Below are 26,881 nucleotides of genomic sequence, written 5' to 3' on the forward strand. Positions count from 1 at the left end.
GCAGAAGTTGGAAAGGACCGGGGCCCGCGCAGCGAGGCGGGGCCCGGTTGGTTTAGCCTGGAGCGCGCAATCAGCCTTTACCAAGCTGCGGTACCCGGTGGGTCCCGTGCGCGATGCAGACGTTCTTGGTTTCCATATAGAAGTCAAAGCTCCAGTCGCCGCCGTCACGGCCGATACCTGACATCTTGATGCCCCCGAACGGGGACGGCAGGTTACGGTTGTTTTCCGAGTTCACCCACAGCATGCCGGCTTCGACGTGCCTGGCCATGCGCATGGCACGGCCGGTGTTCTCCGTCCAGATATAGCCGGACAGGCCGTATTCCGTATCGTTGGCAATCGCGATGGCTTCCTCTTCGGTATCGAAGGTGATTGCGGTCAGTACCGGGCCGAAGATTTCTTCCTGTGCGATGCGCATCCTGCTGCTGGCTTCGGTGAACAGGGTCGGCTCCAGGTAGTTGCCGGCCGGGTCCAGGTCGCCGCTTGCCTCGGTAATGCGCTTGCCGCCTACGGCGATGTTGGCGCCGTCCTCTTTGGCAATGTCGAAGTAGCTCGAAACCTTGTCGTAATGCTCGGTGTGGACCAGCGGACCGACTTCGGTATTCGGATCCAGCGGGTGACCGACTTTCAGATTGCGAACTCTCTGTTCCAGTGCGGCGAGGAACTTGTCGCGAATGCCGCTCTGGATCAGTAGACGGCTCGAGGAGGTACAGCGCTGGCCATTGAGGCTGTAGATCATGAACACGACGGCATCCAGTGCCCGCTCGAAGTCGGCGTCGTCAAACACGATGACCGGGTTCTTCCCGCCCAGTTCGAAATGCATGCGTTTCAGGCTGTCAGCACCCTGGCGCATGACGTGGGAGCCTGTGGCGGATTCCCCTACCAGGGCCACGGCCTTGATTGCCGGGTGTTCGGTCATTCGCTTGCCAACGCTCTCGCCGAAGCCGTTGACCATGTTCCAGACTCCCTTCGGCAGAACTTCATCGGCGATCTCTGCCAGGATGTAGGCACTCAGGGGCGTCAACTCAGCCGGCTTGTGGACAACGGTACAGCCTGCCGCCAGGGCAGGCGCGATTTTCCAGGTAGACAGCATGAACGGTGTGTTCCAGGGCGTGATGATGCCCACCGGGCCAATCGCGTTGCGTACGGTAAAGTTAGTGTGTTCCTGCTGCTGGAGGGCGAGGCCGTCCTGGGCTTCCGGCGCCTTGTCAGCGAAGAATCGGAAGTTGGCAGCACCGCGTTCGGCTGCCTTTTTCATGAAACGGATCGCCTGGCCGCAGTCCATGGATTCGACCAGGGCGATTTCGTCGGCACGCTCTACAAGTCGGTCGGCGAATTTGTTCAGCAGCCGCTTGCGTTCGGCGCCCGGTGTGGCAGCCCAGGCTTCAAACGCATCCTCGGCAGCCTTGCAGGCGGCATTCATGTCGTCGGTTGAGCCGGCCATGATCTTGCCGATGGGGCTGTTGTCGGTCGGCGTGATGTTATCGTACTCGCTGCCGCCATTGCCCAGAGTGAACTCACCGTTGATATAGTGACCGGTAGTGTTGTTCCTGAAGCGCTCCAGGTAGCGCTGGGCACGTTCCAGGTTGGTCGCTTGCGTATCGCTCATAATGGTTCTCCTGAAGGCTCAGTATTTGTCGCCGTAGTACTCTTTCTCGGAGACGATGCGTGTCTCGAGCGAGCAGATATTTTCGATGGTGCAGACCACGGTGTCTCCGGGCTGCATGTCGACCATACCGTGCGGGGTGCCGGTGGCGATCATGTCACCCGGGTTCAGGGTCATGATCTTGCTCAGGTACTCCACCAGGAAGGGAATGTCGAAGATCATGTCCCTCGTTGAGCCGTCCTGAGTGATCTTGCCGTTGACTTCGGTAGTCAGGCGCAGGTTGTTGACGTCTGCGACGTCATCGCGGTCGACAATCCACGGCCCCATCGGTAACAGGGAGTCCCGGCTCTTTACCCGCAGGTTCGGGCGGTAGTAGTTCTCCAGATAGTCTCGGATTGCGAAGTCGTTGCACACGGTATAGCCAGCTACATAGTCCATCGCATCTTCACGCTTGATGTTCTTGCCTCTTTTGCCGATCACCGCCACCAGCTCACATTCGTAATGCTGGAACTCGATGTTGTCGGGACGGTAGCTGACCTGTTTGTGCCCGGTCAGGGTATTGGCGTGCTTGATGAATACCAGTGGTTCCTTGGGCGGCTCGAACGCCAGCTCGGTGGCGTGATCGGCATAGTTCAGGCCCAGTGCGAAAATGGTGCCCGGTTGCTTGACCGGCGGCAGCCAGGTGATATCACCCGAATCCAGTGCTACGTCCAGCACCTCGCCGCCACTGGTCGTGATGCGATCGTTGGTATCGATGTCGATATCCAGCTCGCGGCCGTCAAAAATGATGCGTGCGTGTCTCATGGCTCAGGCACCTCCCAGTGTATTGGTCAGGGTGCCGACACCCTCGATGGTTGCTTCTACCTTGTCTCCCCTGGCGACCGGAACGCGTTCACCGGCAAAGCCGACGGCGATGACCTCTCCCGGTTGCAGGGTCATAATCCAGGATATTTTGCTGATCAGCTCGGCAACGCTGCGTTGCATATTCGCCAACGGAAACACGCTCTTCTGTTCGCCATTGACGAGAACATTGACCGTGAGGGCATCCGGATTGTCGATAGTGTCGGCCGGGACAATTTCCGGGCCGACCGGCGCGGAAGTGTCCAGGCATTTGCCCTTGATATCGGGCCGGAAGTAGTTTTCTTCCGGCAGCGAAAAATCGCTGACGATGGTGTAGCCACGGACATAATCCAGTGCTTCAGCCTGACTGACGCGGCAGGTTTCCCGGCCAATGACCACGCCCAGGCTGGCGCCAACGGCCATGGCTTGAACATCGTTGCCGGCGAAATCTTTCGCCCATTCCACCTCCGCACCATCAACATTCCAGGTATTGCGGGGCTTGTAATACAGCACCGGCTGGGTCGGCGGTTTTTTGTAGGGCGCTTCGTTGAAGGTGCCCTCCAGAGCCACCAGCTGCGACTTGTCATTCAGTGCGACGCAGACCAGCTTGCTGTTAACCAGGGTGTTTGCTGTCATGAGTAACCTTTTCCTGTTGCGGCCGTCGTTGATCAATAGCCGGCCTGAGGTTTGTCGTCTTTAACTGGAGCGCCCTGTTTGAAACGCTGCGCCAGCTTGCGGGTTTCTGTGGCCAGAATCATGGTGTCGACGCCAACGCCAACGAAGTTGGCGCCTTGTTGGATGTAGCTTTCCGCCAGGGATGGGTCGAGACAGAGCAAGCCCGCGTATTTGCCGGCAGAACGTATCCTGTTGAGACCCTCGTCGATGACCTCAATGACCGCCGGATTGCCTGCGTCGCCGATATAACCCATGGATGCGGAAAGATCGGACGGCCCGATGAAAACCCCGTCCACGCCCTCAACTGCCAGGATCTCATCGAGGTTGTCCATGGCGCTGGCGGTTTCCACCTGGACAATCAGGCAGATCTCGTCATTGGCCTTCTTCATGTAGCCTGGTACCTGATTCCAGCGGGCCGCGCGAGCGAGCGACGTGCCGAGGCCGCGAATGCCGTCCGGTGGGTAGCGAACCGCCTGCACCAGCCGTTTCGCCTGTTCTGCGTCCTCTACCATGGGGACCAGCAGCGTCTGTACACCGATATCCAGCAGCTGTTTGATGAGTGCCGTATTGCCCTCGACACAACGCACGATCGGGGCGACATCGTAGGGAGCCATTGCCTGCAGGTGAGACAGGATTGTGCGCAGGTCGAACGGGGCATGTTCGCCGTCGATGAGTAGCCAATCGAAGCCGGCTACCGCGGCAATTTCGGCGGCGCTGTTGTCCGGCAGGCCCAGCCAGAGCCCATATTGGGTTTCACCCGTGGCCAGCCCCTGTTTGAAACGGTTCTTGGGCAGTTCCATGCTCGTGTCCTCGATGCGGTCTGTTTATTCGAAGTTCAGGGTCACGCCACCCAGAGAACCGAAATCGGCATGTACGGTATCGCCGGCCTTGACCGGGACCGGCCGGGTGAAGGAGCCGGACAGAATAACCTGACCCGGTTCGAGGCCCACGCCGTGCGGTGCAAAGCGCTTGCAGACCCATGTGATTCCCTTGAGCGGATTGCCCAGAACGCCGCCAGCGAGCCCGGTCTCTTCGATCTGGCCGTTCAGGTAAAGCATGCAGCCGGCCCAGCGCAGGTCGATGTCCATTGGTTTGATGGGGCGGCCTCCCATGACGATGCCGGCATTGGCGGCATTGTCGGAGATGGTGTCATAGACTTTGCGTGTGTAGCCGGTTTCGGGATCGGTGCGAAGGCAGCGGGCCGCAATCAGTTCGAGCGACGGGATGATGTAGTCAGTTGCGTTGATAACATCGAAAATGGTGATGTTGTCGCCGAACAGGGGCTTTTTCAGCACGAAGGCCAGCTCGACCTCTATGCGAGGGTCGAGGAAGTCCGATGCCTTGATGGTGGCACCATCCTCGAGCAGCATGTCATCAAGCAGAACCCCATAGTCCGGTTCATCGATATTCGAGGACATCTGCATAGCGCGGGAGGTCAGGCCAATCTTGTAGCCGATCACCTCACGGCCTTCGGCCACCTTGCGATCCACCCAGGCCTTCTGGATGGCATAGGCCTCCTCCATAGTCATGTCCGGATACTCGAGCGTCAGGGCCGGGATCTGTTTGCGGCTGGTCTCAGCTTGGTATAGGCGGTCGGCAGCCGTTTCGATCTGATCTTTCGTCAACATGCTTGCAATGCACCTTTTTTTGTCGGGTGGATGACCGGTGGTGGTCTGTCTCGGGCTGAAGTCGCTCAAGTCCTGAGTCCGGAACGAGCGCTGGGCCCAGCAATAATTATGATATTTTAGTTAACATATTAACTAAGTCAAGAGTCCGATAGAGGCTGCTGAATGCTCATTTCCCAGATGGATTTCATTTTCGGGAGCGAGTTGACAAAACTTAATATGTTAATTAGATTCTGGATAATCCCGGTTTCGAAAACGTTGCCGGGGGCATCCAATAACAACGATGAACCTATTATCCGGGACTCATCCTATGCCTCATTTCATCGTCGAGTATTCAGGTAACCTCCACGACCGTCTGGAGTTCCAGTCTCTGTTCTCACGTTTACACGAATACGTTGTCTCTACCGGGGCTTTCCCAATTGGTGGTGTTCGTAGTCGGGCTATTCGTTGTGACGACTTCCGGGTCGCGGATGGCAGGGAAGACTTCTCCTTCCTGAACCTGACCCTGAAGATTGGCCATGGCCGGGACATGGATCTGAAAAAGGAAGTCGCCGAGCGGGTGTTTGACATTCTGTGCGACTGGATGAAGCCGGTCACCGATACCAGCTATTGCCAGATCTCATTCGAGATGACGGAGCTGGATCCCGTTCTCAAATTCAACAGGAACAACATTCATCCACTTTTCGCGGATACCTGAAGGGAGTCTGAAGCGTTCATTGGGACTTCCCGGGCCGCGGCAATGCAAGCGATAACTACAAAATAATCAGGAGATAGGCCGTTATGACAACAACAAAGATCTTTACCAAAGCCGCCATACTTTCATTGGGGCTGGCGATTTCCGGCAGCGCTCTTGCCGCCACGACGTTGCACGTGGGCACCTGGCTGCCGCCGACCAACCCGCAGAACGCAGTGGTCTGGCCGACATGGGCCAAATGGGTCGAAGAGGCAACCGAAGGACGGGTTAAGGTTGAAATCGAAAATGATCTGGGCCACCCGAAAACCATGTTCCAGCTGGTAGAGGACGGTGTCGTCAACGCCGGATTCAGTTACCACGGTTACGTTCCGGGCCGTTTCCAGTTGCCCCAGATGGTGGAATTGCCGGGTCTGGGAGTAGGCGCCGAGGCGGCTTCCGTTGCACTCTGGCGGGTGTATAACAAGTACTTCATGGACTCCGGTGAGTTTGAAGGTTTGACCCTCATAGGCACGTTTACCCATGGTCCGGGCTATATCCATTCCATTGAGCCGATCACCTCCTTCGATCAGATAAAGGACAAGAAGATTCGTATTGGTGGTGGCGTCCAGACCGAGCTTGGCAAGCGGATGGACGTGACTCCGGTTTCGGCACCCGCCCCAAAAGTCTATCAAATGATGCAGCAGGGGGTGATTGATGGCGCCTTCCTCCCCATGGGTGAGCAGAAGACCCTGCGTCTCAAGGAAGTGGCGCCCAACGTCACCATGCTCCCTGGAGGCATGTACCTCGGCAGCTTTTCCATGTTCATCGATCCATACTTCCTGGAAAAGCTGGACCCCAAGGATCGCGAGGCGATCATGAGCGTATCGGGCGAAAAACTCTCCGCCCTGGCCGGACGCGCCTGGGATGGTATTGATGACGAGGGCCTGAAGGCCGCGCAGGAAGCCGGCGTGAACATCATCCAGGTCAAGGAAGGTGATCAGATGGCGCAGGACTTCCAGAAGCTGATTCAGGGCATGGACGAACAGTGGATCCAGAACGTGTCTGATCGTGCCCCGAATGCCCGACAGGCGCTCAAGGAGCTGCGGACCGTTGCCCGAGAGTATGAGCGTGAACACCAGGAGTAACCGCATGTCTCTCGCTACATGGGTTAACAGGCATTATAGCGAGAAGGGGCCAGCCAAGTGGCTGGTCTTCCTTCTGGAGGTTGTGGCAGCGTCAGTTCTCTTCCTGCTTATGTTGACTACCTGCGTGGACGTGGCCGGACGCTACCTCTTCAACAGTCCCGTTCCCGGGGCCACTGAGCTCACCCGGCTCGGCCTTGCCCTCATGGTATTCGCGGCGATGCCGGTTATCACTTATCGGGGTGGGCATATTGTGGTGGATCTGCTGGACAATGTGCTTGGGGAAAAGGTGTTGAAGGTTCTTGGGCTGCTTTCCGCCCTTGTTATCTCCTCTTCGATGTACTTCCTTGCGGTACGGATCTTTGAGCTCGGCGAGAGGTCGATCCGGCGTGGTGTTGTGACGGAATTTCTCGGCCTTCCCAGTGGTTATATCACTGAGTACATCGCCATTATGAGCTGGCTGACCGCCGCGTGCATGATAACGCTCGGCGTTTATCGCGTCTTGTTCACTCCTGACAAATAAACCAATCAGTTACGGAAAATTCTATGACCGTCGTGCTGACCGGCTTTGCCGTTCTCCTTTTCCTGATCGTGGTTCTGAGGGTGCCAATTGCCTTTGCCATGGGCCTGGTCGGTTTCTTTGGTTTTGCCTTTCTGATGGGGCTGGACCTGAACAACGTCATGGATTTCCGCTGGCGGGGCGCTCTGTCGATGGCGTCGAACCGGGTGATCGATACGGTCCAGAATTATGGCCTGTCGGTAATTCCGTTGTTCGTGCTGATGGGTAACCTGGTGACCCGTTCGGGCCTGGCCCAGGAGCTTTACCATGTTTCCAATGCCTTTCTCGGTCATCGAAAGGGCGGGTTGTCCATGGCAACGGTGGTCGCCTGTGGTGGCTTCTCGGCGATTTGCGGCTCCAGTCTGGCGACCTCCGCGACCATGGGCAAGGTGGCCATGCCACCGATGCGCAAATACGGTTATGCCGATTCTTTGGCCACCGCTTCTATCGCTGCTGGCGGCACCTTGGGCATCCTGATTCCGCCGAGCGTGATTCTGATAATTTACGGTCTGCTGACCGAGTCATCTATCCGTGAACTGTTCGCCGCCGGTTTCATTCCGGGCATCCTCGGCATGCTGATGTATATGGTCGCCGTGCGTTATGTGGTTTGGCGGGATCCCGCCGCCGGCCCCGCAGGTGGGAAAGCCGATTGGTCGGAACGTTTGCGCGCACTGAAAGGAGTTTGGGGCGTATTGCTGTTGTTCACCGTCGTCATGGGCGGTATCTATCTCGGTATATTCACGCCGACGGAAGCGGCGGGCATCGGTGCCGGTGGCGCTTTTGTGATTGCCCTCGCCCGGCGCAGCCTCACCTTGCCGACACTCTTTGAAACATTGGCGGATACAGCGCGTACTTCTGCAATGCTGTTTGCCGTGGTGATCGGGGCGCTGATTTTCTCGGACTTTATTAACCGGGCCGGGCTGCCGGATATGCTGCTGGGGTTCGTGACTGCACTGGATGTGGCCCCGATTGTCGTGATTCTGGCAATTTTGGCCATCTATATCGTTCTTGGGATGGTGTTTGAGAGCCTGTCGATGATCCTGTTAACGGTGCCGGTATTCTATCCGCTGGTGGAGAGTATGGGCTTCGATCTGGTGTGGTTCGGCATAGTTGTTGTTGTCGTGACTGAGATCAGTCTGATTACGCCACCCGTGGGTATGAACGTCTTTGTGCTCAGTGCAGTGCTCAGAGATGTCAAAACGGGCACTATCTTCAAGGGTGTTACTCCGTTCTGGTGTGCCGATATCGTGCGCTTGGCGCTGATTGTGTTTATTGCCCAGATTGCACTGTTTTTGCCGGAGATGCTGTACCACTAAGCGGCACAGCGTTACCTGTCACGGGTGGGTAGAGGAGAAGAAGATGTTTCATGATGTTAAAAAGATTTTATATGTCTCCGATCTTGATCAAGGTTCACGTCCGGCATTCCGTGCAGCGGTCAGTCTGTGTGGTCACTACTCCGGAGCTCAGATCACATACCTGTATGTGATTGAGTCCCTGTCGGGCACTACACGTAGTGTGCTGAGTAATATGATGGAAAAAGAAGAGCTCGACGACATGCTGAACAAGGGTGTTGAGGCGTTGAGCGTCAAAATTCGCGGGCGGATAGAGCGCTTCTGCGAGGAAGAGCTGGAAGAGCACGAAGTGTTAGGCATGAAGAATATTGAGGCGCGCATCGAGGAAGGCACGCCCTGGCGCAAAATCCTTGAAGTCGGCGACGAGATGAATGCCGATGTGATTGTTATGGGAACCCGCAAGCACAGCGCGCTAGGTCAGGCACTGATGGGTTCTACCGCGACCAAGACGCTGACTCACTCTAAGCGTCCTGTGCTGATCGTGCCTCTGGGTGTTGCCTGATATAGCCTGTGTCATCTCCAGGCGGCTGGCAATTTTTGACTGAAGCCGCCCGGTTACTCACCCGCAGTCCCGCAATGACCATGATGGCGCCTAGCCAGATGCTGAGTGAATAGCTCTCGTTAAACCATGCGATGCCGATGATCAAGCCGAATACCGCGGCTACCGCGCCAAGTTGACTGTAGAAAACCGGGCTGGTGCGCTTTTGAAGCTCGAAAGCGCAGTAGTAAGTCAATGCCGTGAGCAGGCCCTGCAAGATGATGATGCCCAGAAACGGCTGGCCAAAGTCCTGCGAAAACAGGGGCGTTTCGGTAAGTAATGCAAGCGCGCCCAGTGAAATGGCGGACGCGAGTAAAGTGCCGGCCGCCAGAATCAACGGTTTCGTCTGTCTGGGCCAGGCCACCGAGCGGTAAACATTGCCGATCGATAACATGGCGGGGATGAGGAAGCCGAGGGCGAACCATAGCCCATTCGCTTGGTTCATTTCTGAATGGCGCTGCAAAACAATCCAGGCGCATGCCGAAACCGCAATCGATAAGCCGGTGAGTTTAGTCCAGTTACGTTGCTCGAGCCCCATCGTTGTGGCAATCAGAAAAGTGAATATCGGCGGCAGGGCGTACATGATACCGATGAAGCCGGCGCCCAGTTTGTTGACAAGGTAGAACGCGATGGCATTAGGAATCGCAATCCCCGTCAGGCCACTGATCACGAAGTAGGTGGTCAGGCGCCGTTCGAAGATTGCGCTGAACCTGGCTGAACCCAGCAGCAGAACCGAGCCGGCAATGAGCGTTTGCCAGAAGGCATAGGTGACGGCTGGCACACCCTGAGCAGTGGCAGCTTTCGCGAGTGCCAGCATTAATGCGATCAGAAAGCCATTGGCGACTAGCAGGCCCCAGGCAATGGTCTGGGGCGGAAGCGGTAAGCGTTGTATTAGGGCCATCATTGTCAGCTTACTCCAGGGTGAGAATGTGAACGTGGTGAGTCTTAGTGTGCCGGAGTCCATTCGATTGATAATTGGAGCTATTCGAACAATACTTATTCCAATTCGGAAAATATTGAGGTGTGTGTGGCCACTGACAAACTCGTCGCCATGAAGGTTTTTCGCCGTGTTGCGGAGCTGGGAAGTTTCACGAAGGCTGCGGATGACCTGAATATTACGGCTGCTACCGTCAGCAAACACATTGCTTTCCTGGAACAGGATATCGACACTCGCTTGATCAACCGGACGACGCGTCGGATGAACCTCACCGATGCCGGCCTGGCATTTCTGAAGCGGGCCCAGGCGCTTCTGGACGACCTTGAGGATGCTGAGCTGGAGGCCAGAGGGTTTCAGGCAGAGCCCCGAGGGACGATTCGTATCAATGTGCCCATGTCGTTTGGTCTGACCCACATCACCGAAGCCATCGACAGCTTTCTGAAGCGCTATCCCGACATCGACGTTGACCTGCAACTCAGCGACCGGATGGTCGATCTGGTGGAGCAGGGCGTTGATATTGCGATTCGGGTACGCAGTGCGCTCTCGGACTCGAGCCTGCTTGCCAAGCCTCTCAGAAAATCGAGGAACATCGTGTGTGCCTCCCCCGGGTATCTGGAGGCTGCACCCGAGATCCATTCGCCTGCTGACCTCGTTCGGCACAATTGCCTGATGTTTACTCTTCATGACAGACCCAGGGTCTGGGAGCTGGGGGAAGAGGAGGTCACGGTGAGTGGCAACTTCCGGACCGACAGTAGCCTGGCAATCCGCCAGAACCTGTTGCGGGGTTTAGGGGTAGGCCTCCTGCCGCGTTTTCTGGTGCAACAGGACATAGAGAACGGCTCATTGATTCCCCTGCTCCAGGGTTTCTCTCCAAAGCCATATACCGTATTCGCCCTTTTCCCTCCCGGGAAAAAACGGCCGACGAAAGTCAGGCTTTTACTGGAACATCTGGACCAGCATCTGGGTGAGAAGCCCTATTGGGAGTAGGGTCTGGTGGTTCAGGCTGATTGATTTTCTGTCATTATTGTTTCCAGATTGGAAAATATATAGTTCAATTTCCTCTATTTAACCGGGGTTCGCGATTTCATAAAGTGACTGCTTCAACCTGAAGGAGGAGCACCCCATGAAGCGCCAATCTGCATTGATTCATTCTGCTTTGGACTGGCGTTATGCCGTCCGTGAATTTTCTCCTGAAAAGCTGAACGCCCAGACCGTTGATACGCTGATTGATGCCGCGCGTAAAAGTGCCTCGTCCTATGGCTTGCAACCCTACAAGGTGATCCTGATTGACTCCGAAGCGGTGCGGCGAGACCTGTTGCCGTATTCCTTCGGCCAGCAAAAGGTGTTGGACTGCTCCCATCTTCTCGTCTTCGCAGCGGATACCCGCATCGGCGATCAAACGGTGGAGCGGTATGTGGAGCAGTACGTTAAGGTCAGAGGCGTTCCCGCTGAAGAAATTGCGGGCTATGCCAATCATATGAAGCAGGCTCTGGCATCCAAATCCCTGGTGGAGAAAAGGGAATGGGCGCACCAGCAATGCTACATCGCACTCGGGACCTTGCTAATGGCGGCGGCGGTGCTGGAAATCGACAGCTGCCCGATGACCGGCATCGACAATACGGCTTATGACGAAATACTGGGTCTGACCGACCAGGGGCTTGAGACCTCCGCTATAGTGGCTTTGGGGCACCGAAGTGCAAGGGACCAAAGCCGCGAGTTGGCGAAGGTGCGGTTTGATTTCGAGGATTTTGTTATCAAGCTGCAGCGACAGAGCTCATGAACTACCCGGGCGCCTCTTTGCAACAGAGTTTGCGAAACCCTGGGGTGTTGACCTGCGTCAACCATGCGGGGCCTGAAGCGGTGATACTTTGTCAGTACACGTCATACGAAAGAGGTTTCACCATGGAAAAGGGTTCTCCGAGTATTGTTGTCGCCTGTGATGGTTCAGAGCAGTCGAGTGGAGCGGCAAAAATGGCCGCTGAGTTGGCAAAAGCCACCGGTCAGCCACTCAAACTGGTATCCGTGTATCCCTACTCGAAATCATCGACGTTGGTAGTTGCAGGTGTTGAACACAGCAAGATCGAGGCGGAAAAGCAAAAGTATGGCCGGGAGGTATTCGACGCTGCGAAAGAAGCCATGGACAAAGAGGTTCCGGTTGCAGAAGAGGTGCTTCTCCACGGTGATCCGGCACACGAAATCCTGGAATACATGCAGGGTCATCCAGGCACTCATCTGGTGCTGGGTCGCCGTGGTCATTCAATGGTTCGCAGCCTCACACTTGGTAGCGTGAGCGAAAAAATCGTCAGGCATGCGGTCGGGCCGGTTACCGTTGTCGGGGCTTGAGATTCGGGTGTATGAGTGAGAGCTTCAGGGCTTTAGAGCACTTGTTCAAACAGCTGCCCGAGCCCTGACTGCGGCGTCAGTTTTCCACACAGGCGCAGGGCTTCCCAGAAACTCACTTGATTGGCCGTCAGCACAGGCTTCCCGGTCGCTTCCTCCAGGTCGCCTAGCCAGGCGGCAGAGTGGAGGGCCGTATCAGGAATGAGCAGTGCGTCGGCATGCTTGCGCGTATTGGCCAGTGCAAAGTCGATGATCTCGTCCTTGTTCAGGGTGCCTACCTCAGCTGCGGTCACGATTCCGCGGCTGGCAAGATGCACTACCTCAATTTCGAAATGGTTGAGGAACTCCCGGAATCGCTGTGCGACGTCTTCCGGATAGGTGGCAGCAATAGCCACCCGCTTTGCACCAATGGCTTTCACCGCTCGGGCAAACGCCATGGCCGTTGTGGACGCGGGTACACTGAGAAGTTTCTCAAGGGTGTCGATCTGTTGGCGTATGCCGTCCAGGCCAAGCACGAAGCTCGCGCTGGTGGAGGTCCACATTACCGATTCAATTTCTGAGCCAGCGAGGGCTTCCGCGCCTTTCGAAAGGCGGCGGATGCTTCCCATTTCACTGAGAGCCTCAACGGTATGGGCGTCTTCCACGAATTCGGTGTGGATGAGGGTGACCTCGGCCGGTGGCTCTACCATGGAACCCATCAGGGGATAATCATCCTCGGCTGCATGGCCCGGGTAGAGGAATCCGAGTCTGGCTGGAGGCAGGGTATGGCTCATTGATCGTTCCCTCGCTGGCAGTGATTGACGTGCTTCTACAATAGACGAAAACTGAAGACGCAGCAGTTATTGGAGATTGGTAATGAGCACCCAGTGGCTTCTGGTACTGGCGGACCTGCTCCTGATCCTGCATACGATGCTGGTGGCCTTCGTTATTCTGGGGCTTGTGGCGATTTTCGCTGGTCATTTCCGCGAATGGCAGTGGGTACGCAATTTCTGGTTCCGCCTCAGCCACCTGATTGTTATCGCTATCGTTGTTCTGCAATCCTGGCTGGGCGTGCTATGCCCGCTGACGGCGTGGGAAATGGCGCTTAGAGAAAAGGCGGGTGACGCGGGCTACGAAGGTTCCTTCATTCAGCATTGGTTACAGTCCATTCTGTACTACAGTGCACCGGACTGGGTGTTTATCCTGGCCTACTCCGTTTTCGGCACGCTGGTTCTGGTCAGCTGGTTTATAGTGAGGCCGGGGCCTCACTGAGCCACTTTCGTGCGGGCCGTTGCCGCTTTGCTCGACGCAGTTTTTTTTCGCGCAGGTTGCCGGCGCTTCTGCACAAGTGGAGCCGGTGGCGCAGGCTGGTTTCGCACGTAGGCCCCGGGCGCTGGTTCGATGACCGGCAGGTTTCCTTCCTCGGCAGAACGGGCCTTCACTTCACCACCACCAAACTGTTCAGCCCAGGCAGCCCAGTCTGGCCACCAGGAACCTTCGAACTGTCTGGCTCCCTGCAGCCAGGCGTCCGGATCCAGATTGCTCTCATCGTTGAGGCGGTAGCCATACTTTTTCCGCTCCGGCGGGTTGATGATGCCAGCGATATGTCCGGAGCCTCCAAGTGCAAAACGCACCGGGCCACCGAGGTAGCGCGAACCCCGATAACAGGAAATCCAGGGGGCGATGTGGTCCTCAATAGCCGAGGCGAAGTAACTCGGCACCTTAACTTTGCCCAGGTCGATTGGAATGCCCGCCAGTTCGATCCCCCCGGGCTCACGCAGCCGGTTATTAAGGTACATGTTGCGCAGGTAGAAGCTGTGCATGGCCGCCGGCATTCGGGTGGCGTCCGAGTTCCAGTACAAGAGGTCGAAGGGAGCGGTATCGCGTCCCAGCAGGTAGTTGTTGACGAAGAAGGACCATATCAGGCTGTTGGCCCGAAGCATGTTGAAGGCCGTCGCCATGGAGGCGCCCTCCAGGTAGCCCTGCTCGTTCATGGCTTTCTCGAGCTTGCCTACGGCATCCTCGTCAATGAACACTTCCAGATCGCCAACCTCGGAGAAGTCCATCAGGCTGTTGAGGAAGGTGGCGCTCTTGACCCTGTCGTCCCCGCGTGCAGCCAGCCAGGCCAGGGTGCAGCCGAGCAGGGTGCCGCCAATGCAGTAGCCGACCGTATTCAGTTCGCGCTCACCGGTGGCTTGCTCAATGGCGTCCATGGCGGCGATCGGGCCTTCAAGCATGTAGTCTTCGAAGCTCTTGTGGGCCAGTTCCGGCCCGGGATTCACCCAGGAGACCACGAATACCGTGTGGCCCTGTTCTACCCAGTAGCGAATGAACGATTTTTTCTCACCCAGATCGAGGATGTAGTACTTGTTGATCCATGGCGGGATCACGAGCAACGGCCGACGGTGCACGGTGTCGGTGGTTGGTCGGTACTGGATAAGCTGCATCAGCTGGTTCTGGAATATAACGTCGCCTGGTGTGTTAGCAAGGTTATCTCCAACGGCAAAAGCGTCCGGGTCGGACATGCGAAAGGGCATCGGGCCTGCGCCTTCGTCCAGATCGCGCAACAGATTGGCCAGGCCGCGCAGCAGGTTCCGGCCGCGCGTCCGGATTGTTGCGCGCAACACCTCTGGATTGCTCAGGATGAAGTTGCTGGGGGCCAGAGCGTCGGTCATCTGGCCGGTAAAGAATCTCAGCTTGCGCCGGGTGTGGTCGTCCAGGCCGCGGACATCATCGAGGGTGTCCATGATCCAGCGATTCGACAGCAGGTAGCCCTGCTTGATGACATTGAACGCCATGACCTCGTTCCAGGCCTGGTCGCGAAACCGCCCATCACCAGGCTCTGGCTCCGCCACGGCTAACGGCTTTTTAGTTACGCTGCTGGCCAGCAAGCCGGACCAGAACTGCGTGGCGTCCTTCACCAGACGCATCTGGGCGAACATCAGGGTGTCGGGCTGGGTAGCGAGCCGGCCGGTCAGGGCGACAAAGGGTTTGGTCATGCTCTTGACGCTGACCGGGTTGGGAGGGGCGCCGCGCAATCGGCGCAGGATTGAGCGTTTCAGCAGGTGGCCACCATGCACCCCCGCTCTCACCAGTGAACGACGTACCACATCAGGCTCGAATTCCGGCTGGGCTGTGGTCTTAATCGGTTTGTCTGCCATGGTCACGCTCTCCAACCGGCGGCACTACATGTATACGCCGCCGTTCACATTGATCTGCTGGCCGGTGATGTAGTCCCCTTCTGCTGCCAGGAACACCACTGCTCGCGCAATTTCCTCGGGCTGGCCAAAACGGCCCATCGGTACCCGCGCAATGATCTGTTCGCGGATGTTCTCGGGCACCTGGGCGAGCATTTCGGTCTCCGTAAAGCCCGGGGCGATGGCATTAACGGTAATATTGTACTTGGCCATTTCCAGCGCCAGGGTCTTGGTGAACGCAATGATTCCGCCCTTGCTGGCTGCATAGTTGGCCTGGCCGAAGTTTCCGGCCTGGCCGACGAAAGAGGTGATGTTGATGATGCGGCCATACTTCTGGTCCATCATGTTCTTCAGGACCTCCGAGCAGGTCGCGTAGACGCTTCCCAGATTGGTGTCGAGGACATCATTCCAGTCGTCGTCGGTGAGCTTCTTCATGGACTTGTCGCGGGTAATGCCGGCATTGTTCACCAGAATATCGATGCGCCCCCACTGGTCATGGACCTGACGTATCAGGCTCCGGGCCTCTGGCATCTGGGAAAGGTCGGCCTGGATGGCCAGGGCCCGTGCGCCGGTCGCCTCAATCTCTTTGACGACTTCATCCGCTTCGGGCTGACGCGATCGGTAGTTGATGGCGACGTCGGCGCCGCGCTGGGCTAACTGAAGTGCGATATGCCGGCCGATGCCGCGAGAGGCGCCGGTGACGATGGCGACCTTGCCTTCGAGGTCTTGCATGACACTCTCCTTGGGATCTTTTTGTTATTCAGCTTGAGATTAGAGTAATTGGCGATCTCCCAATTACTCTAATCTCAAGCTAGCAGAGCGCCTACGACCCCACAAGAAATGAGCGTAAAGCCACAGGTCATGCCGCGCGAATGAAGCCCCGTAATTTCGGTGCAATGACCTCACGCCAGCGGCTGCCATTGAACACCCCATAATGCCCGGCATCCGGCTGAAGATGATGCAGGCGCCGGGAGTCCGGTACATTGACACAAAGGTTGTGGGCGGCCCGGGTCTGTCCGGGACTGGAAATATCGTCTTGTTCGCCTTCGATGGTCATCAGCGCGGTGTCGTGGATAGCAGCCGGATTCACCAGACGCCCCCGGTGGCGGAAGCAGCCGCGGGCCAGGTGAAACTCCTGGAAGACCCGTTGGATGGTATCGAGGTAATAGGTTGCCGGCAGATCCATCACCGCCAGGTACTCGTCATAGAATTCACGGTGGCGGCTGACCTTGTCGACCTCGTCATCGCGGAGCGAATTGAACAGCCCACGATAGGCATCAATGTGGCGGTCGAGGTTCATGTTCACAAACCCGGTGAGTTGCAGGAATCCGGGGTAGACCTTGCGCATGGCACCAGGGTAGGGCGCGGGTACCGGGTGAACCAGGTTGCGCTTGAACCAGGCAAGATTGTGCTCCGTGGCCAGTTTGCAGGGCGCGGTAGGATCGACTCGACCGTCTACAGGACCGCTCATCAGCGCCAGCGAGCGGGGTGCAGAAGGATGGCCATCCTCGGCCATGATGGCAGTGGCCGCGAGCACGGGCACCACTGGCTGGCACACCGCCAGTACGTGAGTATCGGGACCCAGGTGGTCAATAAAGTCAATGACGTAGTCAATGTAATCATCGAGGCCGAAATCGCCCGCCGACAGAGGAACCTGGCAGGCATCGCGCCAGTCGGTGATGTACACGTCATGATCCGGCAGCATGGCCTCCACGGTGCCACGCAGTAGCGAGGCAAAATGCCCGGAAAGCGGTGCGACGATCAGCAATTTGGGGTCGTCGGGCCGAGCCACACTGCGTTGAAAGTGTTTGAGCTGCGCAAACGGATTGCGTTTGACAATGACTTCCTGGACGTCAACTCGCTCGCCGTCACAGAGGGTGGTGTGCAGGTTGAAGGCCGGCTTCGAGTACCGGCGGGTGAGGTCTCCAAACACCCCATAGGCCGAGGCAACGCTGCGTGCTCCGGGTATGCGGGACAGGGGATTCAGAGGGTGTCGCAGCAGGGTGCTCTGGGCGCCGGTCATCATGCGTAGGGGCATCAGCGCGGCGCGGCTCATCTCGTGGGCGAAATACATCATGGCATTGTCCTGCTTGAGTTCTGGGTTGCGGCATAGTCGAGCAGATCCCTTGTCTCATGCGCCACCTGATGGTCACTTTGGAAGCAACGTGAAAACACACTAGCACATAGTGACTGACTGGTGTGATGCGATCTATCAGGCGCGATCGGCGGATTATTGGGGTTTCTGACCTCTGCGGGATAGCTGGCTACCCGTTATCCAATCTCGATCACGGGTAGCCAGCCCTCTGAGGCCCCAAACGGGGAGGTTAGCGGGATTTGGTAACACTGTATCGGCGACGCACTACCAGTCCGCCAATCGCCAAAACCACAATGCCCGGCAGTAAGGGATCAAAAGGCGCCTTGGGGTTAGCGGTGCAGCCTCCGCTGCTACCCGAGCCTGAGATAGTCGGTGGCGTGGGTACCTCAAAGGCGCCGATATCGGGGGTGTCGTCACGGGTGATGCCGCGCTGGTCAGTGGTTACGCCGGCTGTAGCAACACCGGCCGCCAACGCAGGGCTACCCTCAAGCAACGCATGGGTCTGTGTGAAACCGCCGTTGTCAGCCAGGATGTCAATCTTCGGGTCGACATTGTTGATGTCCGTGGTATCGTCCAGCCATACCACGGTTGTAACGCAGCTGTTGTCACTGCTCAGGTTGTGACCGAGGGAGATCACGGAGGTGTTGCTTCCGGTTTTTCCGCAGTTGGCTGGAATTCGATTGTCAGGGTCTGATCCCGTCAGGTTGCCCTCCAGCAGCACGTTTTTCAGTGTGATCGTAACGCCGCCCGCCGGGACGGTGTTGATGCCGGCACCTGCAGTTGGACTGTCCGAGTTGGCGATATTTCTGGCAATGGTAACGAAGTTCAGATTCGCAGAGCCATTGCTGTAAAGCCCTCCACCCACATCTGTGCCCAGGTTGCCACTGATCGTCGAATTCAGCATGTTGATCGTGACTCCGGAGCGGCTGCTGATCGCACCTCCGCCGATGGCTTCGTTACCGCTAAAGGTAACGCCATTCATGGTAACCGGTGTTGCACCGGTCGCAAACAAACCACCGCCACCTTCGGCCACGTTGCCACTGACGGTTGAGTCGGTGATGGACGTGGTGGCTTCGTTATAGAGCCCGCCACCATTGGTTGCGGAGGTGTTGTTGCTCAGCACGATATTGGTCGCTGTGGTGGCCGCCGCGATATAGGCACCGCCGCCGTCACCCTGCGCGCTGTTTCCATCAATCACGACGTCTGAGAGGGAGAGGGAATAGTCTGTTCCTCCTTCTTCACCGCCGGTGGAACCACCTGTTCCGCCCGAGTTGGCATTTTCGGACCCTTCCAGGTTGGGATCGATTTCCACTACCGCCGCTCCTGCGCCAAGCGCAAGCGCACCACCGGCACGGCGAAGGAAATAATTGGTTGGATCAGGCCCGGTATCGGGAGTGGGGTTTGCCACGCCCAGATCCACCTCGAAGGTCTGTCCACTGGCTAGTGTGACGCCTGCAATCGCCACGTCCACGTTAGCCGTGTTGGCGTCATCGGTGTAGATGTGAAAAATCCGGTCAGCCGCAGTAGCGTCAGCTGCCGTGGGGTCCCATTCAATTCGGGTTGTGTCCGAGCCGTCTCCTGTAATGGTCACACTCTGAATCAGGTCGAGATCACCGATTGCGGCATCGGGCGTGTTCGCGACGGTGGGAGGGTTGGTGGCCGGGTCCGCTGGCGTCTCATCCAGTCCAGCAATGGTCAGTCGGTATGTGCCTGCTGGCAAGTTGATGGTATCGCTGGTGCCGTAAACACCGTCAGCTGCACAATCGCCCGCGGTGCTGCCTGTCGTGTTGATGGCGATGACGGCCTCGCGAAGCGAGCACAGCCCGTCGCCAGAGGTCAAGTCGTCAGCGGTTGTGTCCACAGAAAGCGTTGCAGCATTTGCCCCGGACGCTGTGATAGCTGCCCCGACCGCGAGCGAGAATAGGAAAGGGGGTAGAGAAGCAGAATGTGTCTTCATCTTAAAATTCCTTCTTTATAGAGCACTCTGACTGAATTACCGTTGGTCAATAAATAACCTTCACTTCATTTATAAAGTTAGAACCATTGCTGACACCCTGAAACCTTTAATTCACGCCCAGTGCTGCGACTTTGACCTTGGTCAAGCTTTCGGTGAATTGGCGATGGTGGTCCGTAGGCACCGAAACCGGTTTACCGGTTATTACACCCCGGGTTGAGCTGACTGGGATTCGCCAGATAGCGTTAACTGCTAGTATGCTTGTCAGCCACTTACGCAGGAGGCCGGATGTCTGAAGATCCCCTGAAACCACTTTCCGATATGGCCAGCGATGCCCATGCACGCATTCAGGCTGCACATCAGCACATCAACCCGGTGGTGGAGGTGCGGCGCGGTATGCGCGATGCCGGCATTCCCGCCGATGTGATGACTCTGGACTGTCTACGCACCCGCCGTCGCATTACGCTTATCCTGCATGATGAACAACCGGGAGTTCTGCTCTATCAATTCGTAACCATTGAGGATGAGGTCGGCACTGAATTTGAACAGATGCCTCTGGCCGAGTTAACAACAGAGACGCTTTTTGATTGGATGCGGGATTATTTCGGGTAATTCGGAAGACATTCCAGGGCGTTCAACGAAAAAAGGCCGCAGACGCGGCCTTTTCTATGCATTTCTTACTAACGTTACCTGCGACGGCGAGACATGCCCAGCCCAAAGAGCCCCAGGCTCAACATCGCAATAGTGCCCGGCTCAGGTACTGCAACCGTCACTTTCACATCGTCCAGAAAATTCCCGATGGTGCCAGTCTCTGGAACCACTGAGGTGAACATGATGCGCGTGTTGATAGCCGTGGCCACGAATGAGTTCGAAAAGAGTTTCCAGCCGTCTGTCGTGTGATTGGAGAGCTGCCAGGAAAGGGTGGCACTTCCTTCCGGAATGACTGAAAACGCGAAGACTTCAGTGTCGCTCCGGCGGGCCTGATATGCAAAACTCATGTCGTAAGCCTGTCCGATAACGGTGGCAATGTCCTGGAAAATGCTAAATGCGGTTCCGGTTCCAGGATCGGAGTTCAGTTCGGCAAACTGGGAACCCTCGTATGCTGTTTCACCGTTGTAGTTGTCCCAGATTTCGATACGGCTTCCGTCCCAGCCCGGTACTTCGCTGGCATCAAACGATTTCCAGGCGCCTGAAGCGACATCCGGGTCCTCAAAACTGCCATTTACGATAAGGTTGGCACTGGCAGGTGCGGCAACGGCAAGAGACAGGGTAAGAGCACTGAGAGCGGTGATACGGCTGAACAACGACATGGGTACTTCCTCAACTGCATAATTTGGTAGCTAAGGGAGATATAGCAAGTGGGGTGCCATTCTGGTTTTTTGTTCTAATTTTCAGTGTATTGTTGAGTTTTTTGTCGAACGGAAAAAAGCAGTGTGTAAAATTATCCGACGTATTCTGTTTCTGATCTGAAACAGTACGCTACCGCCAGTCATCAGTACTTTACACTTTGCTATATAACCAACCCCATAAGCATGCTAAAAGGTGTCCGCATCGACGGCCGGCAGTGTTTCCGTGAGTGCCGGAAGTTGCCTCCTTAATCATCAGGGTTTCAGTATGTCAGATAAATTTTTCTTTAAAGGCCGACAGGATGCGCGCCAGCATCACACGGCTTATGGCGGCTTCCAGACCAATGCCAGGCAAAAAAGTGGTACCAAGAAGCACCCTCTAACCCTGGTTGTTACCAGTGAAGCGCGTAAGCAAGAGGTCGAGGCACAAGTCGCAGAGGCAAAGCTGTACGCCGAGATAACAGTGGATACCCGCGAAACGGCGGTCGAATCCATCGGGGCTCTGACTGTGCTGCTGAACAAGGGACCCACTGTTGAGCAAGCCAAAGCTCCGTCACGTAACGATCCCTGCAGTTGCGGCAGTGGCCTTAAATTCAAGAAGTGTTGTGGCTAGCGGTTAGTGAGGAGTTCAGATGATTATTTGCGGTGTTGAACTGACTGGCAGTGATGCTGTTATTTGTTTGCTGAACCTGGACCAGGGGCAGTTCAGCCTGCCTGAGTGCAAGGTGCGCAAGCTGGCCCTCAAAAAGAACCATACCCGGGATGACCTGCTGGATTTTCAGGCTGCCTTTGCTGCGCTTATGTCGGAGTATGGTGTTCAAAAAGTGGTCATTAAAGAGCGCATGCCCAAAGGCAAGTTTGCCGGTGGTGCCGTCAGTTTCAAGCTGGAGGCAACCATTCAGCTGATTTCCATTGGTAATCTGGAAGTCGATACCATCTCGCCGGCGGTGATCAAATCTACGCTGGCGGCACACCCATTGCCCATTCCGTTTGCGGAGACCGGCCTGAAAGTCTTTCAGGAAACGGCCTTCACCGTCGCTTATGTGGGGCACATGGCGAAATAGATTTGAGCCAGTGAGCGGCCTGTCTCAGCGACGTCGTAGATTGCGTATCCGGTTGGCTCTGGGGTTGGTGCTGACATCTCGATAACCTCGCTTGTCATAAGGTCATCTGGTCGTCCAGACAGGAATTCGGCTGTGGCAGCCGTCCGGGTCGTCCCGGAAACAGAGACAGAAAACCCGGAGCCGGGGTTTCCGCAATGAAATGGTACAAAGCGGAATCTATGCCAAAACGCAACGGCTAACGGAGAATGGCTTTGCAGACAAGCGTTTGCGTATCACATTTGAGATGGGGGCTGGCGCGCTATCCCCGGGGGAACCGAATTGCGCGCCTCAAAAACAGGCAACAGCAGGCTGTGAATGTTTCATCCTGGTGCGCAGAGAGCAGGCCTGTCAGCGTGTTGCCGAACCGCCCGCTGATTTTATCCAGGCCGATGCATCTGAAATTTCTGGGATTCACCCACTGAAAAGTAGTCCGCCGGTCCGCCACCGCGAAGTACCGGCTCAGCCGCTGCGGTGTCGTAAACGCCATCCCGAAGCAGGTGTTGCGCGATATGAACGCCAACCACTTCACCGAAAACCATCCAGGTGTCCACGTTATGCCCATCGGCACCCGCAAGCTGAAGCACCTGGGAAACCCGACACTCCAACGTTACCGGACTCTCCGCCACATGGGGCGCTGAAATAACCCGTGAGGGTTCCGGGGTCAGGCCCGCGAGGGCGAACTCATCGACTTCCGGTCCTACCATGGCACACGTCTGGTTCATCGCTTCGCTCAATGAGCGAGTCACCAGGTTCCAGCAGAACTCGCCGGTTGCTTCGGCATTCCGGACCGAGTCCTTGTATCCGACGCTGGAGAATCCGACGATCGGGGGATGATAGTTGAAGGCATTGAAGAAGCTGTAAGGCGCGAGGTTGAGCACCCCCTCCCGGCTCCTGGAGGAGATCCATCCAATGGGTCGCGGTGCCACCAGGGCATTGAACGGGTCATGAGCCAGGCCGTGGCCATTGGACGGTTCGTAAAAGTGTGGATCATTTGGCATGTATCGTTCCTGAAAGTTGATGGTTAGGCGGGGATTATACGCTTGCTACTTCGGGGCCGCTCACTGCCCGCCCCTGATAGGGGTAGATACCCATTCCCATCGGCATAGGCGCTTGCCAAGGTCTTTTGAGCCAGCTGTCCGCCATCCATCAGCAAGCTTTCGGTGTGACGTTTCGTGTGGAAGAAGATGGCAAGCTCAAGTCCGGAGAAACCCTGGCTGAGGCGGTTGCGGCCGTTTCCCCGGCCGTTTATGCCGATCAAATACAAACATGGGGCGCAGAAGGGGTGGCTGTCGTGGGTGGCTGCTGTGAAATAACACCCACCCATATTCGCCAGATTGCGGACGCACTGGCTGGCAGGTTTCAGCTGATTCGGTTTTCCGAGCTGGGCCAGGCAATCGGCAGCAGGTGGTGTCGGGGCGAAAGCGAAGTTTGCCTTCTACCGCCCCGACGAGTCTAATCTGCGAGTCTTCGCTTTGAGCGACGTTGCTCTATATAGGTCAGCGCATCGCTTCTCAACGGCAGCTTGAGCGCACTGACAAGTTCCTGCCGTGAATAGCCCAGGTCGCAGATAATCTCATCCCGCTCCCCCAGAAGTGTCGTTGCGATACGCCTGAACTGCTGCCTGCGGGAATAGCTTTCCATCCAGGAGGAGAGGGGCATCAGCCTGGATGCGCGGTGATTGTCTCTATGAGCCAGCATGTGTCGTCACCTCTCTATGGAATTCCGGAATTTACAAGGCATCCGTTTGGGTCAGGGAAAGCTCTCAAACAGTGCGCCATGGAACTAGGATGGAGGTCTTCTTGCCTTCAATCAAACGAAAAGAATTTAACTCTTCGTTCAGATATACTTAAGTCATTGTTGATCAATTATCCTTCGGGAAGGTCCGTTAAAGTGAAAATTCCGCTGCTTGATAATGACGTATTAAGAACCTTTGTCGCGATTTCCGAGTGCGGAACGTTCACGGGTGCGGCAAAGATGGTTCACCGAACGCCCTCGGCATTAAGCATGCAGATCAAACAGCTCGAGCAGAACCTGGGGAAGACCCTGTTTCTTCGTGAACCGCGACAGGTCCGTTTAACTGCAGAGGGTGAGGTGCTGCTGGGTTACAGCCGTCGGTTGTTGCGGCTCAATGAAGAAGCGGTCCAGCATTTCGTTGCGCCTACACTTGAAGGCAAGGTGGGTATTGGCACCTCGGACGACGTTGGTACCCGGATTTTGCCGGAAGTTCTTGGCCAGTTTGCCCGATCTTATCCGGCCGTGCTGGTGAATGTTGTTGTCGGATCAAGCAAGCAGAACCTGGAGCGACTGGATGCGGGAGAGCTCGATATGGCCCTGGTCACGGTAGCCGATGGGGTTAAAAAAATCCGTGGTGAGGTCGTGCATGAGGAGCCTCTGGTGTGGGCGGGCCGCGAGGGATCCTCTGCGTTCCAGCGGACGCCTGTGCCAGTTGCGGTGGCGCATGAGGGATGTTCCTGGCGTCGGATGACGTTGCGGGCACTTGACCGGGCCGGGACACCCTACCGCATTGCATATACCTGTGAGCACTGCTCCGGCCAGGAGGCCGCCATGCTGGCGGACCTTGCCATTGCGCCCTTTCCCGAGAGCCTTGTGCGCTCGCCCCTGAAACAGGTTGCAAGTGACGATCTGCCCGAGATAGGCTCCTACCAGCTGGCACTGGTCCGCCGGGGTTCCAACCCCCTTAATGATGCCCTGGCGAGCCACGTTAAAGGGGCATTCCAGAACCTGCAATAATTTTTAGCCCCATGGTACAGAGTCGTGATGTTCCGTGGCTTGCGTCACCAAAGCGGAATGCCTTTAATGAAGTTTCCTACAGTTACGGTCGTCCTGGTTTCAGCCGCATTGATTTTCGTGGTCTGGGAACAAACCCGTGAGCAGCCAGAGCCGATCGACGCCAGTCGCTTTACCCGCCTGGCTTCGGATCCGGTGGAACGTAGCGCTGTCCTGGACTACGTGACTGCGCGGATTCCCGAGCTGTGCGAAGAAGCAGTCGGGACATCCAAAGGCAGTGAAGAACTTTCTATGTGCATTGAAAGCAGCGGAGCGCGGGAACCTGCCTGTCGGCGTGCCATGGCTGACAGGTTCCCCGGTATCGTTGCATCTGACGCCGTATTCCGGGATCTTTCGATTACGATGATGAGCTGCCTGGTTCCACGATCAGGGCTGATTGATTAGTCGTTCATTGAGCGACTGGGCTTCAGAGCTCCCCATATCCGGAGTCACGGTGTCTTCTGCCACTCAGTCTGTCCAGTATGAAGTGAGCTGCTCGCAGTACGCCCATGAGCAGCGGTCCAAAGAGCCAAAGCAGCCAGCTGCCAAGGTAAAGAGCCGGAATCAATAGCAGCAACCATCCAGCAAACTGAACGGCCAGCGCGGGATAGCCCAACACATCCGCAACACCCGCGAAAAAGTCACTGATAAGGCTGGGATGGGCAATCACGAGGTAGCCGGCACCAATAACCAGGGGCCACTTCGCGTAGCGGGCGCTGCTCAGCACCATACGACCACCCTGACTGACACGTGCCGCCAAAGCCGCCGAACGGGTGCCGCGGCTCGCACCTTTGGTGGTGACCGTTGCGGCGCGTCCCATGCGGAGTACTTTTACGGCACTGGCGAAGACCAGAACATCGACCGATGCCCAGCCGAGATCGCTGGCGCTAAGTTCTTCACCCGCGCGATAACTGGTTTCCAGGCTACGGATGCCGCTGGTGAAAAACTGGTTCAGTCCCTCCAGCATGCGTTCCGTGACGATCCACTGGGTTCCACCCTCGGCATCCACAATAAACTGACCGAGGAAATCATGACCTTCACTCTTGATAAAGTTCACCGCATACCAGCCTCTCTCTTCCGGGGTTAGCGACCGGTACGGGTCTTTGGCCTGGTCTGTGGTATCGGGGGTGCCGGCAAAATATTGTTTTATTGCCTGGTAGCGCTGTCTTGCCTGATTCATCAGCTCAATGGAGCGGATAGGCCGTGCCAGAAAATGATGGATTGGTAGCAGTATCGCCTCCCCATATTGCCTCAGAATAGCCTGAAATTCAGGTTCCGTGCCGTACAGCGAAAATACGGTAGGGGCCATGTCGGGATAGCGGATAAACGCGGCCTGCGCTTTCAGGATCAGCAACGGGTCGTCGGCAAGGTCCAGCAGTATTGCCTGCAACTCGACCGGTTGTTCACCAATGCCAGGAAATTCACCCAAGACATCGTCGGCCTGAATCTGAATCAATTTCTGCTCAATAGGCACAGGGCGGGCGGCCACGCTGAAAACGGTCGCCAGCACGAGGGCCAAGCCACAAATTATGAAAAGTTTCTTCACATGCTCACCAATCGGAATTACTCACAGCCATGGGCACACCCGGCCTGTTCCAAGTCTACAATGGATAACTGTACACTGATTTGGGCGCAAGGACTGAGCAAGGAGGGTCTGGAAATGACAATCAAACAGCATGGCGTGTCCATCGGCATTAACAGGGTCGATGATGATGTTTTTCTGTCCTTCAAGGCACAGGGAAAGCTGACCCACGATGACTTCAAAACGATTAGCCCGATGATTAATGGTGCCCTGGAGGGAGTGGAAAAACGGAAAGTTAAAGTGCTCTTTGATGCCTCGGAACTTGAGGGCTGGGAAGTGCGGGCGGCCTGGGATGATTTCAATCTGTCTTTAAAGCATGGCCTGCAAGTAGACAAAATCGCGGTTTTTGGTCACAAGGTCTGGCAGGACAACATCGCAAAGGTTGCCAACTGGTTCATGGCGGGCGAGCTGAAGTTCTTCGAGCATGAGGCAGATGCTCTCATGTGGTTGAATGGATAACGTTTACTGAGGCATTTGTCACTAGTCGTATCGCTCACCATTTTGTCCCGGCGCGGGTTAGCGGGCCCCGGGGCCCGCATCGTAGGTCGTCAGTT

The 26,881-nt window shown here is 56.6% G+C and carries 31 protein-coding genes; 16 read left to right on the forward strand and 15 right to left on the reverse strand.

Going from position 1 to position 26,881, the window contains the following annotated elements:
- Positions 1-70 precede the first annotated feature (70 nt).
- The 5 genes from hpaE to hpaH are packed head-to-tail and all read right to left on the reverse strand — an operon-like array spanning position 71 to position 4,746.
- Positions 71-1,606 (reverse strand): 5-carboxymethyl-2-hydroxymuconate semialdehyde dehydrogenase, encoded by a 1,536-nt coding sequence (gene hpaE, locus BKP64_RS00770; protein WP_070964676.1) that lies wholly within the window; start codon positions 1,604-1,606, stop codon positions 71-73.
- Positions 1,607-1,624: 18 nt separating this feature from the next.
- Positions 1,625-2,407: a fumarylacetoacetate hydrolase family protein gene (locus BKP64_RS00775; RefSeq protein ID WP_070964679.1), complete on the reverse strand. Its 783-nt coding sequence runs from the start codon at positions 2,405-2,407 to the stop codon at positions 1,625-1,627.
- Positions 2,408-2,410: 3 nt separating this feature from the next.
- Entirely contained in the window at positions 2,411-3,079 is a 669-nt protein-coding gene (locus BKP64_RS00780; protein WP_070964682.1) for a fumarylacetoacetate hydrolase family protein, read from the reverse strand.
- A gap of 32 nt (positions 3,080-3,111) precedes the next feature.
- Positions 3,112-3,918, reverse strand: a complete 807-nt coding sequence (hpaI, locus tag BKP64_RS00785; RefSeq protein ID WP_070964684.1) for a 4-hydroxy-2-oxoheptanedioate aldolase — start codon at positions 3,916-3,918, stop codon at positions 3,112-3,114.
- A 24-nt stretch (positions 3,919-3,942) separates the two neighbouring features.
- Complete coding sequence (gene hpaH / locus BKP64_RS00790; protein ID WP_070964687.1) at positions 3,943-4,746, reverse strand: 2-oxo-hept-4-ene-1,7-dioate hydratase; 804 nt, start codon at positions 4,744-4,746, stop codon at positions 3,943-3,945.
- A gap of 307 nt (positions 4,747-5,053) precedes the next feature.
- Here hpaH and BKP64_RS00795 point away from each other — a divergent pair, with 307 nt between their 5' ends.
- From BKP64_RS00795 to BKP64_RS00815, 5 genes are all read left to right on the forward strand, one after another.
- A complete protein-coding gene (locus BKP64_RS00795) occupies positions 5,054-5,440 on the forward strand; it encodes a 5-carboxymethyl-2-hydroxymuconate Delta-isomerase (RefSeq protein ID WP_070964690.1) in 387 nt (128 codons plus the stop codon).
- A gap of 83 nt (positions 5,441-5,523) precedes the next feature.
- Entirely contained in the window at positions 5,524-6,561 is a 1,038-nt protein-coding gene (locus tag BKP64_RS00800) for a TRAP transporter substrate-binding protein (protein WP_070964693.1), read from the forward strand.
- Between the two features lie 4 nt (positions 6,562-6,565).
- Positions 6,566-7,081 carry a TRAP transporter small permease gene (locus BKP64_RS00805; RefSeq protein ID WP_070964695.1) on the forward strand — a complete coding sequence of 172 codons (516 nt, stop codon included), beginning with the start codon at positions 6,566-6,568 and terminating at the stop codon, positions 7,079-7,081.
- Between the two features lie 23 nt (positions 7,082-7,104).
- A complete protein-coding gene (locus BKP64_RS00810; protein WP_070964698.1) occupies positions 7,105-8,433 on the forward strand; it encodes a TRAP transporter large permease in 1,329 nt (442 codons plus the stop codon).
- Positions 8,434-8,476: 43 nt separating this feature from the next.
- On the forward strand, positions 8,477-8,971 hold the full coding sequence (locus tag BKP64_RS00815) for a universal stress protein (RefSeq protein WP_070964701.1): 495 nt from the start codon (positions 8,477-8,479) through the stop codon (positions 8,969-8,971).
- Here BKP64_RS00815 and BKP64_RS00820 read toward each other — a convergent pair.
- Complete coding sequence (locus BKP64_RS00820; RefSeq protein ID WP_198402634.1) at positions 8,931-9,911, reverse strand: DMT family transporter; 981 nt, start codon at positions 9,909-9,911, stop codon at positions 8,931-8,933. The two genes, BKP64_RS00815 and BKP64_RS00820, sit on opposite strands and share 41 nt — an antisense overlap.
- A 123-nt stretch (positions 9,912-10,034) precedes the next feature.
- On the opposite strand from BKP64_RS00820, the gene BKP64_RS00825 reads away from it, so the two are divergent.
- The 3 genes from BKP64_RS00825 to BKP64_RS00835 all read left to right on the forward strand — a co-directional run bounded on the left by BKP64_RS00825 (position 10,035) and on the right by BKP64_RS00835 (position 12,287).
- Positions 10,035-10,931: a LysR family transcriptional regulator gene (locus tag BKP64_RS00825; protein WP_070964703.1), complete on the forward strand. Its 897-nt coding sequence runs from the start codon at positions 10,035-10,037 to the stop codon at positions 10,929-10,931.
- 136 nt (positions 10,932-11,067) lie between these two features.
- Positions 11,068-11,724 carry an NAD(P)H-dependent oxidoreductase gene (locus tag BKP64_RS00830; RefSeq protein WP_070964705.1) on the forward strand — a complete coding sequence of 219 codons (657 nt, stop codon included), beginning with the start codon at positions 11,068-11,070 and terminating at the stop codon, positions 11,722-11,724.
- Between the two features lie 122 nt (positions 11,725-11,846).
- Positions 11,847-12,287 carry a universal stress protein gene (locus BKP64_RS00835; protein WP_070964708.1) on the forward strand — a complete coding sequence of 147 codons (441 nt, stop codon included), beginning with the start codon at positions 11,847-11,849 and terminating at the stop codon, positions 12,285-12,287.
- Between the two features lie 32 nt (positions 12,288-12,319).
- Here the strand turns inward: BKP64_RS00835 and BKP64_RS00840 are convergent, their stop codons facing one another.
- Entirely contained in the window at positions 12,320-13,057 is a 738-nt protein-coding gene (locus tag BKP64_RS00840) for a maleate cis-trans isomerase family protein (protein WP_070964711.1), read from the reverse strand.
- Between the two features lie 82 nt (positions 13,058-13,139).
- On the opposite strand from BKP64_RS00840, the gene BKP64_RS00845 reads away from it, so the two are divergent.
- Positions 13,140-13,535 (forward strand): DUF2784 domain-containing protein, encoded by a 396-nt coding sequence (locus BKP64_RS00845; protein ID WP_070964714.1) that lies wholly within the window; start codon positions 13,140-13,142, stop codon positions 13,533-13,535.
- Here BKP64_RS00845 and BKP64_RS00850 read toward each other — a convergent pair.
- The 4 genes from BKP64_RS00850 to BKP64_RS00865 form a co-directional block, all read right to left on the reverse strand.
- Positions 13,529-15,424 (reverse strand): PHA/PHB synthase family protein, encoded by a 1,896-nt coding sequence (locus BKP64_RS00850; protein ID WP_070964716.1) that lies wholly within the window; start codon positions 15,422-15,424, stop codon positions 13,529-13,531. The two genes, BKP64_RS00845 and BKP64_RS00850, sit on opposite strands and share 7 nt — an antisense overlap.
- Before the next feature lie 24 nt (positions 15,425-15,448).
- Positions 15,449-16,192 (reverse strand): 3-oxoacyl-[acyl-carrier-protein] reductase, encoded by a 744-nt coding sequence (fabG, locus tag BKP64_RS00855; RefSeq protein ID WP_070964719.1) that lies wholly within the window; start codon positions 16,190-16,192, stop codon positions 15,449-15,451.
- A 127-nt stretch (positions 16,193-16,319) separates the two neighbouring features.
- Positions 16,320-17,537, reverse strand: coding sequence for a polyhydroxyalkanoate depolymerase (locus tag BKP64_RS00860; RefSeq protein ID WP_070964722.1), 1,218 nt, complete (start codon positions 17,535-17,537; stop codon positions 16,320-16,322).
- A 247-nt stretch (positions 17,538-17,784) separates the two neighbouring features.
- A complete protein-coding gene (locus tag BKP64_RS00865) occupies positions 17,785-19,512 on the reverse strand; it encodes a choice-of-anchor Q domain-containing protein (protein ID WP_070964723.1) in 1,728 nt (575 codons plus the stop codon).
- Between the two features lie 285 nt (positions 19,513-19,797).
- Here BKP64_RS00865 and BKP64_RS00870 point away from each other — a divergent pair, with 285 nt between their 5' ends.
- Positions 19,798-20,121, forward strand: a complete 324-nt coding sequence (locus BKP64_RS00870) for a hypothetical protein (RefSeq protein WP_070964726.1) — start codon at positions 19,798-19,800, stop codon at positions 20,119-20,121.
- Positions 20,122-20,195: 74 nt separating this feature from the next.
- Here the strand turns inward: BKP64_RS00870 and BKP64_RS00875 are convergent, their stop codons facing one another.
- The gene (locus tag BKP64_RS00875) at positions 20,196-20,819 is read right to left on the reverse strand and encodes a DUF642 domain-containing protein (protein WP_070964728.1); all 624 of its coding nucleotides are present in this window, start codon (positions 20,817-20,819) and stop codon (positions 20,196-20,198) included.
- A gap of 304 nt (positions 20,820-21,123) precedes the next feature.
- Here BKP64_RS00875 and BKP64_RS00880 point away from each other — a divergent pair, with 304 nt between their 5' ends.
- On the forward strand, positions 21,124-21,468 hold the full coding sequence (locus BKP64_RS00880) for a PBPRA1643 family SWIM/SEC-C metal-binding motif protein (protein ID WP_070964731.1): 345 nt from the start codon (positions 21,124-21,126) through the stop codon (positions 21,466-21,468).
- A gap of 19 nt (positions 21,469-21,487) precedes the next feature.
- Entirely contained in the window at positions 21,488-21,919 is a 432-nt protein-coding gene (locus BKP64_RS00885) for a DUF3010 family protein (protein WP_070964734.1), read from the forward strand.
- Between the two features lie 416 nt (positions 21,920-22,335).
- Here the strand turns inward: BKP64_RS00885 and BKP64_RS00890 are convergent, their stop codons facing one another.
- Complete coding sequence (locus BKP64_RS00890; RefSeq protein ID WP_070964736.1) at positions 22,336-22,956, reverse strand: flavin reductase family protein; 621 nt, start codon at positions 22,954-22,956, stop codon at positions 22,336-22,338.
- A gap of 125 nt (positions 22,957-23,081) precedes the next feature.
- Between BKP64_RS00890 and BKP64_RS00895 the strand changes: the two genes are divergently transcribed.
- Complete coding sequence (locus BKP64_RS00895; RefSeq protein WP_070964739.1) at positions 23,082-23,414, forward strand: homocysteine S-methyltransferase family protein; 333 nt, start codon at positions 23,082-23,084, stop codon at positions 23,412-23,414.
- Here BKP64_RS00895 and BKP64_RS00900 read toward each other — a convergent pair.
- Positions 23,411-23,656, reverse strand: coding sequence for a hypothetical protein (locus BKP64_RS00900; protein ID WP_227515471.1), 246 nt, complete (start codon positions 23,654-23,656; stop codon positions 23,411-23,413). The two genes, BKP64_RS00895 and BKP64_RS00900, sit on opposite strands and share 4 nt — an antisense overlap.
- Before the next feature lie 192 nt (positions 23,657-23,848).
- On the opposite strand from BKP64_RS00900, the gene BKP64_RS00905 reads away from it, so the two are divergent.
- Positions 23,849-24,709 carry a LysR substrate-binding domain-containing protein gene (locus BKP64_RS00905; protein WP_070964742.1) on the forward strand — a complete coding sequence of 287 codons (861 nt, stop codon included), beginning with the start codon at positions 23,849-23,851 and terminating at the stop codon, positions 24,707-24,709.
- Positions 24,710-24,775: 66 nt separating this feature from the next.
- On the forward strand, positions 24,776-25,150 hold the full coding sequence (locus BKP64_RS00910) for a hypothetical protein (RefSeq protein WP_099092543.1): 375 nt from the start codon (positions 24,776-24,778) through the stop codon (positions 25,148-25,150).
- Between the two features lie 22 nt (positions 25,151-25,172).
- Here BKP64_RS00910 and BKP64_RS00915 read toward each other — a convergent pair whose 3' ends face one another.
- A complete protein-coding gene (locus BKP64_RS00915) occupies positions 25,173-26,291 on the reverse strand; it encodes a hypothetical protein (RefSeq protein ID WP_070964747.1) in 1,119 nt (372 codons plus the stop codon).
- 114 nt (positions 26,292-26,405) lie between these two features.
- Here BKP64_RS00915 and BKP64_RS00920 point away from each other — a divergent pair, with 114 nt between their 5' ends.
- A complete protein-coding gene (locus tag BKP64_RS00920; protein ID WP_070964749.1) occupies positions 26,406-26,786 on the forward strand; it encodes a SpoIIAA family protein in 381 nt (126 codons plus the stop codon).
- Positions 26,787-26,881: the final 95 nt, after the last annotated feature.

Source organism: Marinobacter salinus (assembly GCF_001854125.1).
In the GTDB taxonomy this organism is placed as follows: Bacteria; Pseudomonadota; Gammaproteobacteria; order Pseudomonadales; family Oleiphilaceae; genus Marinobacter; species Marinobacter salinus.

What these genes read in the sequence shown, in the direction of transcription:
- BKP64_RS00880 (WP_070964731.1), top strand. Translation starts at nt 21,124, where the DNA reads ATGTCAGATAAATTTTTCTTTAAAGGCCGACAGGATGCGCGCCAGCAT.
- BKP64_RS00875 (WP_070964728.1), bottom strand. Translation starts at nt 20,819, where the DNA reads ATGTCGTTGTTCAGCCGTATCACCGCTCTCAGTGCTCTTACCCTGTCT.
- hpaE (WP_070964676.1), bottom strand. Translation starts at nt 1,606, where the DNA reads ATGAGCGATACGCAAGCGACCAACCTGGAACGTGCCCAGCGCTACCTG.
- BKP64_RS00780 (WP_070964682.1), bottom strand. Translation starts at nt 3,079, where the DNA reads ATGACAGCAAACACCCTGGTTAACAGCAAGCTGGTCTGCGTCGCACTG.
- BKP64_RS00835 (WP_070964708.1), top strand. Translation starts at nt 11,847, where the DNA reads ATGGAAAAGGGTTCTCCGAGTATTGTTGTCGCCTGTGATGGTTCAGAG.
- BKP64_RS00810 (WP_070964698.1), top strand. Translation starts at nt 7,105, where the DNA reads ATGACCGTCGTGCTGACCGGCTTTGCCGTTCTCCTTTTCCTGATCGTG.
- BKP64_RS00815 (WP_070964701.1), top strand. Translation starts at nt 8,477, where the DNA reads ATGTTTCATGATGTTAAAAAGATTTTATATGTCTCCGATCTTGATCAA.
- BKP64_RS00775 (WP_070964679.1), bottom strand. Translation starts at nt 2,407, where the DNA reads ATGAGACACGCACGCATCATTTTTGACGGCCGCGAGCTGGATATCGAC.
- hpaH (WP_070964687.1), bottom strand. Translation starts at nt 4,746, where the DNA reads ATGTTGACGAAAGATCAGATCGAAACGGCTGCCGACCGCCTATACCAA.
- BKP64_RS00840 (WP_070964711.1), bottom strand. Translation starts at nt 13,057, where the DNA reads ATGAGCCATACCCTGCCTCCAGCCAGACTCGGATTCCTCTACCCGGGC.
- BKP64_RS00845 (WP_070964714.1), top strand. Translation starts at nt 13,140, where the DNA reads ATGAGCACCCAGTGGCTTCTGGTACTGGCGGACCTGCTCCTGATCCTG.
- fabG (WP_070964719.1), bottom strand. Translation starts at nt 16,192, where the DNA reads ATGCAAGACCTCGAAGGCAAGGTCGCCATCGTCACCGGCGCCTCTCGC.
- BKP64_RS00920 (WP_070964749.1), top strand. Translation starts at nt 26,406, where the DNA reads ATGACAATCAAACAGCATGGCGTGTCCATCGGCATTAACAGGGTCGAT.
- BKP64_RS00910 (WP_099092543.1), top strand. Translation starts at nt 24,776, where the DNA reads ATGAAGTTTCCTACAGTTACGGTCGTCCTGGTTTCAGCCGCATTGATT.
- BKP64_RS00870 (WP_070964726.1), top strand. Translation starts at nt 19,798, where the DNA reads ATGTCTGAAGATCCCCTGAAACCACTTTCCGATATGGCCAGCGATGCC.
- BKP64_RS00805 (WP_070964695.1), top strand. Translation starts at nt 6,566, where the DNA reads ATGTCTCTCGCTACATGGGTTAACAGGCATTATAGCGAGAAGGGGCCA.
- BKP64_RS00795 (WP_070964690.1), top strand. Translation starts at nt 5,054, where the DNA reads ATGCCTCATTTCATCGTCGAGTATTCAGGTAACCTCCACGACCGTCTG.
- BKP64_RS00830 (WP_070964705.1), top strand. Translation starts at nt 11,068, where the DNA reads ATGAAGCGCCAATCTGCATTGATTCATTCTGCTTTGGACTGGCGTTAT.
- BKP64_RS00820 (WP_198402634.1), bottom strand. Translation starts at nt 9,911, where the DNA reads ATGATGGCCCTAATACAACGCTTACCGCTTCCGCCCCAGACCATTGCC.
- BKP64_RS00860 (WP_070964722.1), bottom strand. Translation starts at nt 17,537, where the DNA reads ATGATGTATTTCGCCCACGAGATGAGCCGCGCCGCGCTGATGCCCCTA.
- BKP64_RS00890 (WP_070964736.1), bottom strand. Translation starts at nt 22,956, where the DNA reads ATGCCAAATGATCCACACTTTTACGAACCGTCCAATGGCCACGGCCTG.
- BKP64_RS00850 (WP_070964716.1), bottom strand. Translation starts at nt 15,424, where the DNA reads ATGGCAGACAAACCGATTAAGACCACAGCCCAGCCGGAATTCGAGCCT.
- BKP64_RS00865 (WP_070964723.1), bottom strand. Translation starts at nt 19,512, where the DNA reads ATGAAGACACATTCTGCTTCTCTACCCCCTTTCCTATTCTCGCTCGCG.
- BKP64_RS00900 (WP_227515471.1), bottom strand. Translation starts at nt 23,656, where the DNA reads ATGCTGGCTCATAGAGACAATCACCGCGCATCCAGGCTGATGCCCCTC.
- BKP64_RS00885 (WP_070964734.1), top strand. Translation starts at nt 21,488, where the DNA reads ATGATTATTTGCGGTGTTGAACTGACTGGCAGTGATGCTGTTATTTGT.
- hpaI (WP_070964684.1), bottom strand. Translation starts at nt 3,918, where the DNA reads ATGGAACTGCCCAAGAACCGTTTCAAACAGGGGCTGGCCACGGGTGAA.
- BKP64_RS00800 (WP_070964693.1), top strand. Translation starts at nt 5,524, where the DNA reads ATGACAACAACAAAGATCTTTACCAAAGCCGCCATACTTTCATTGGGG.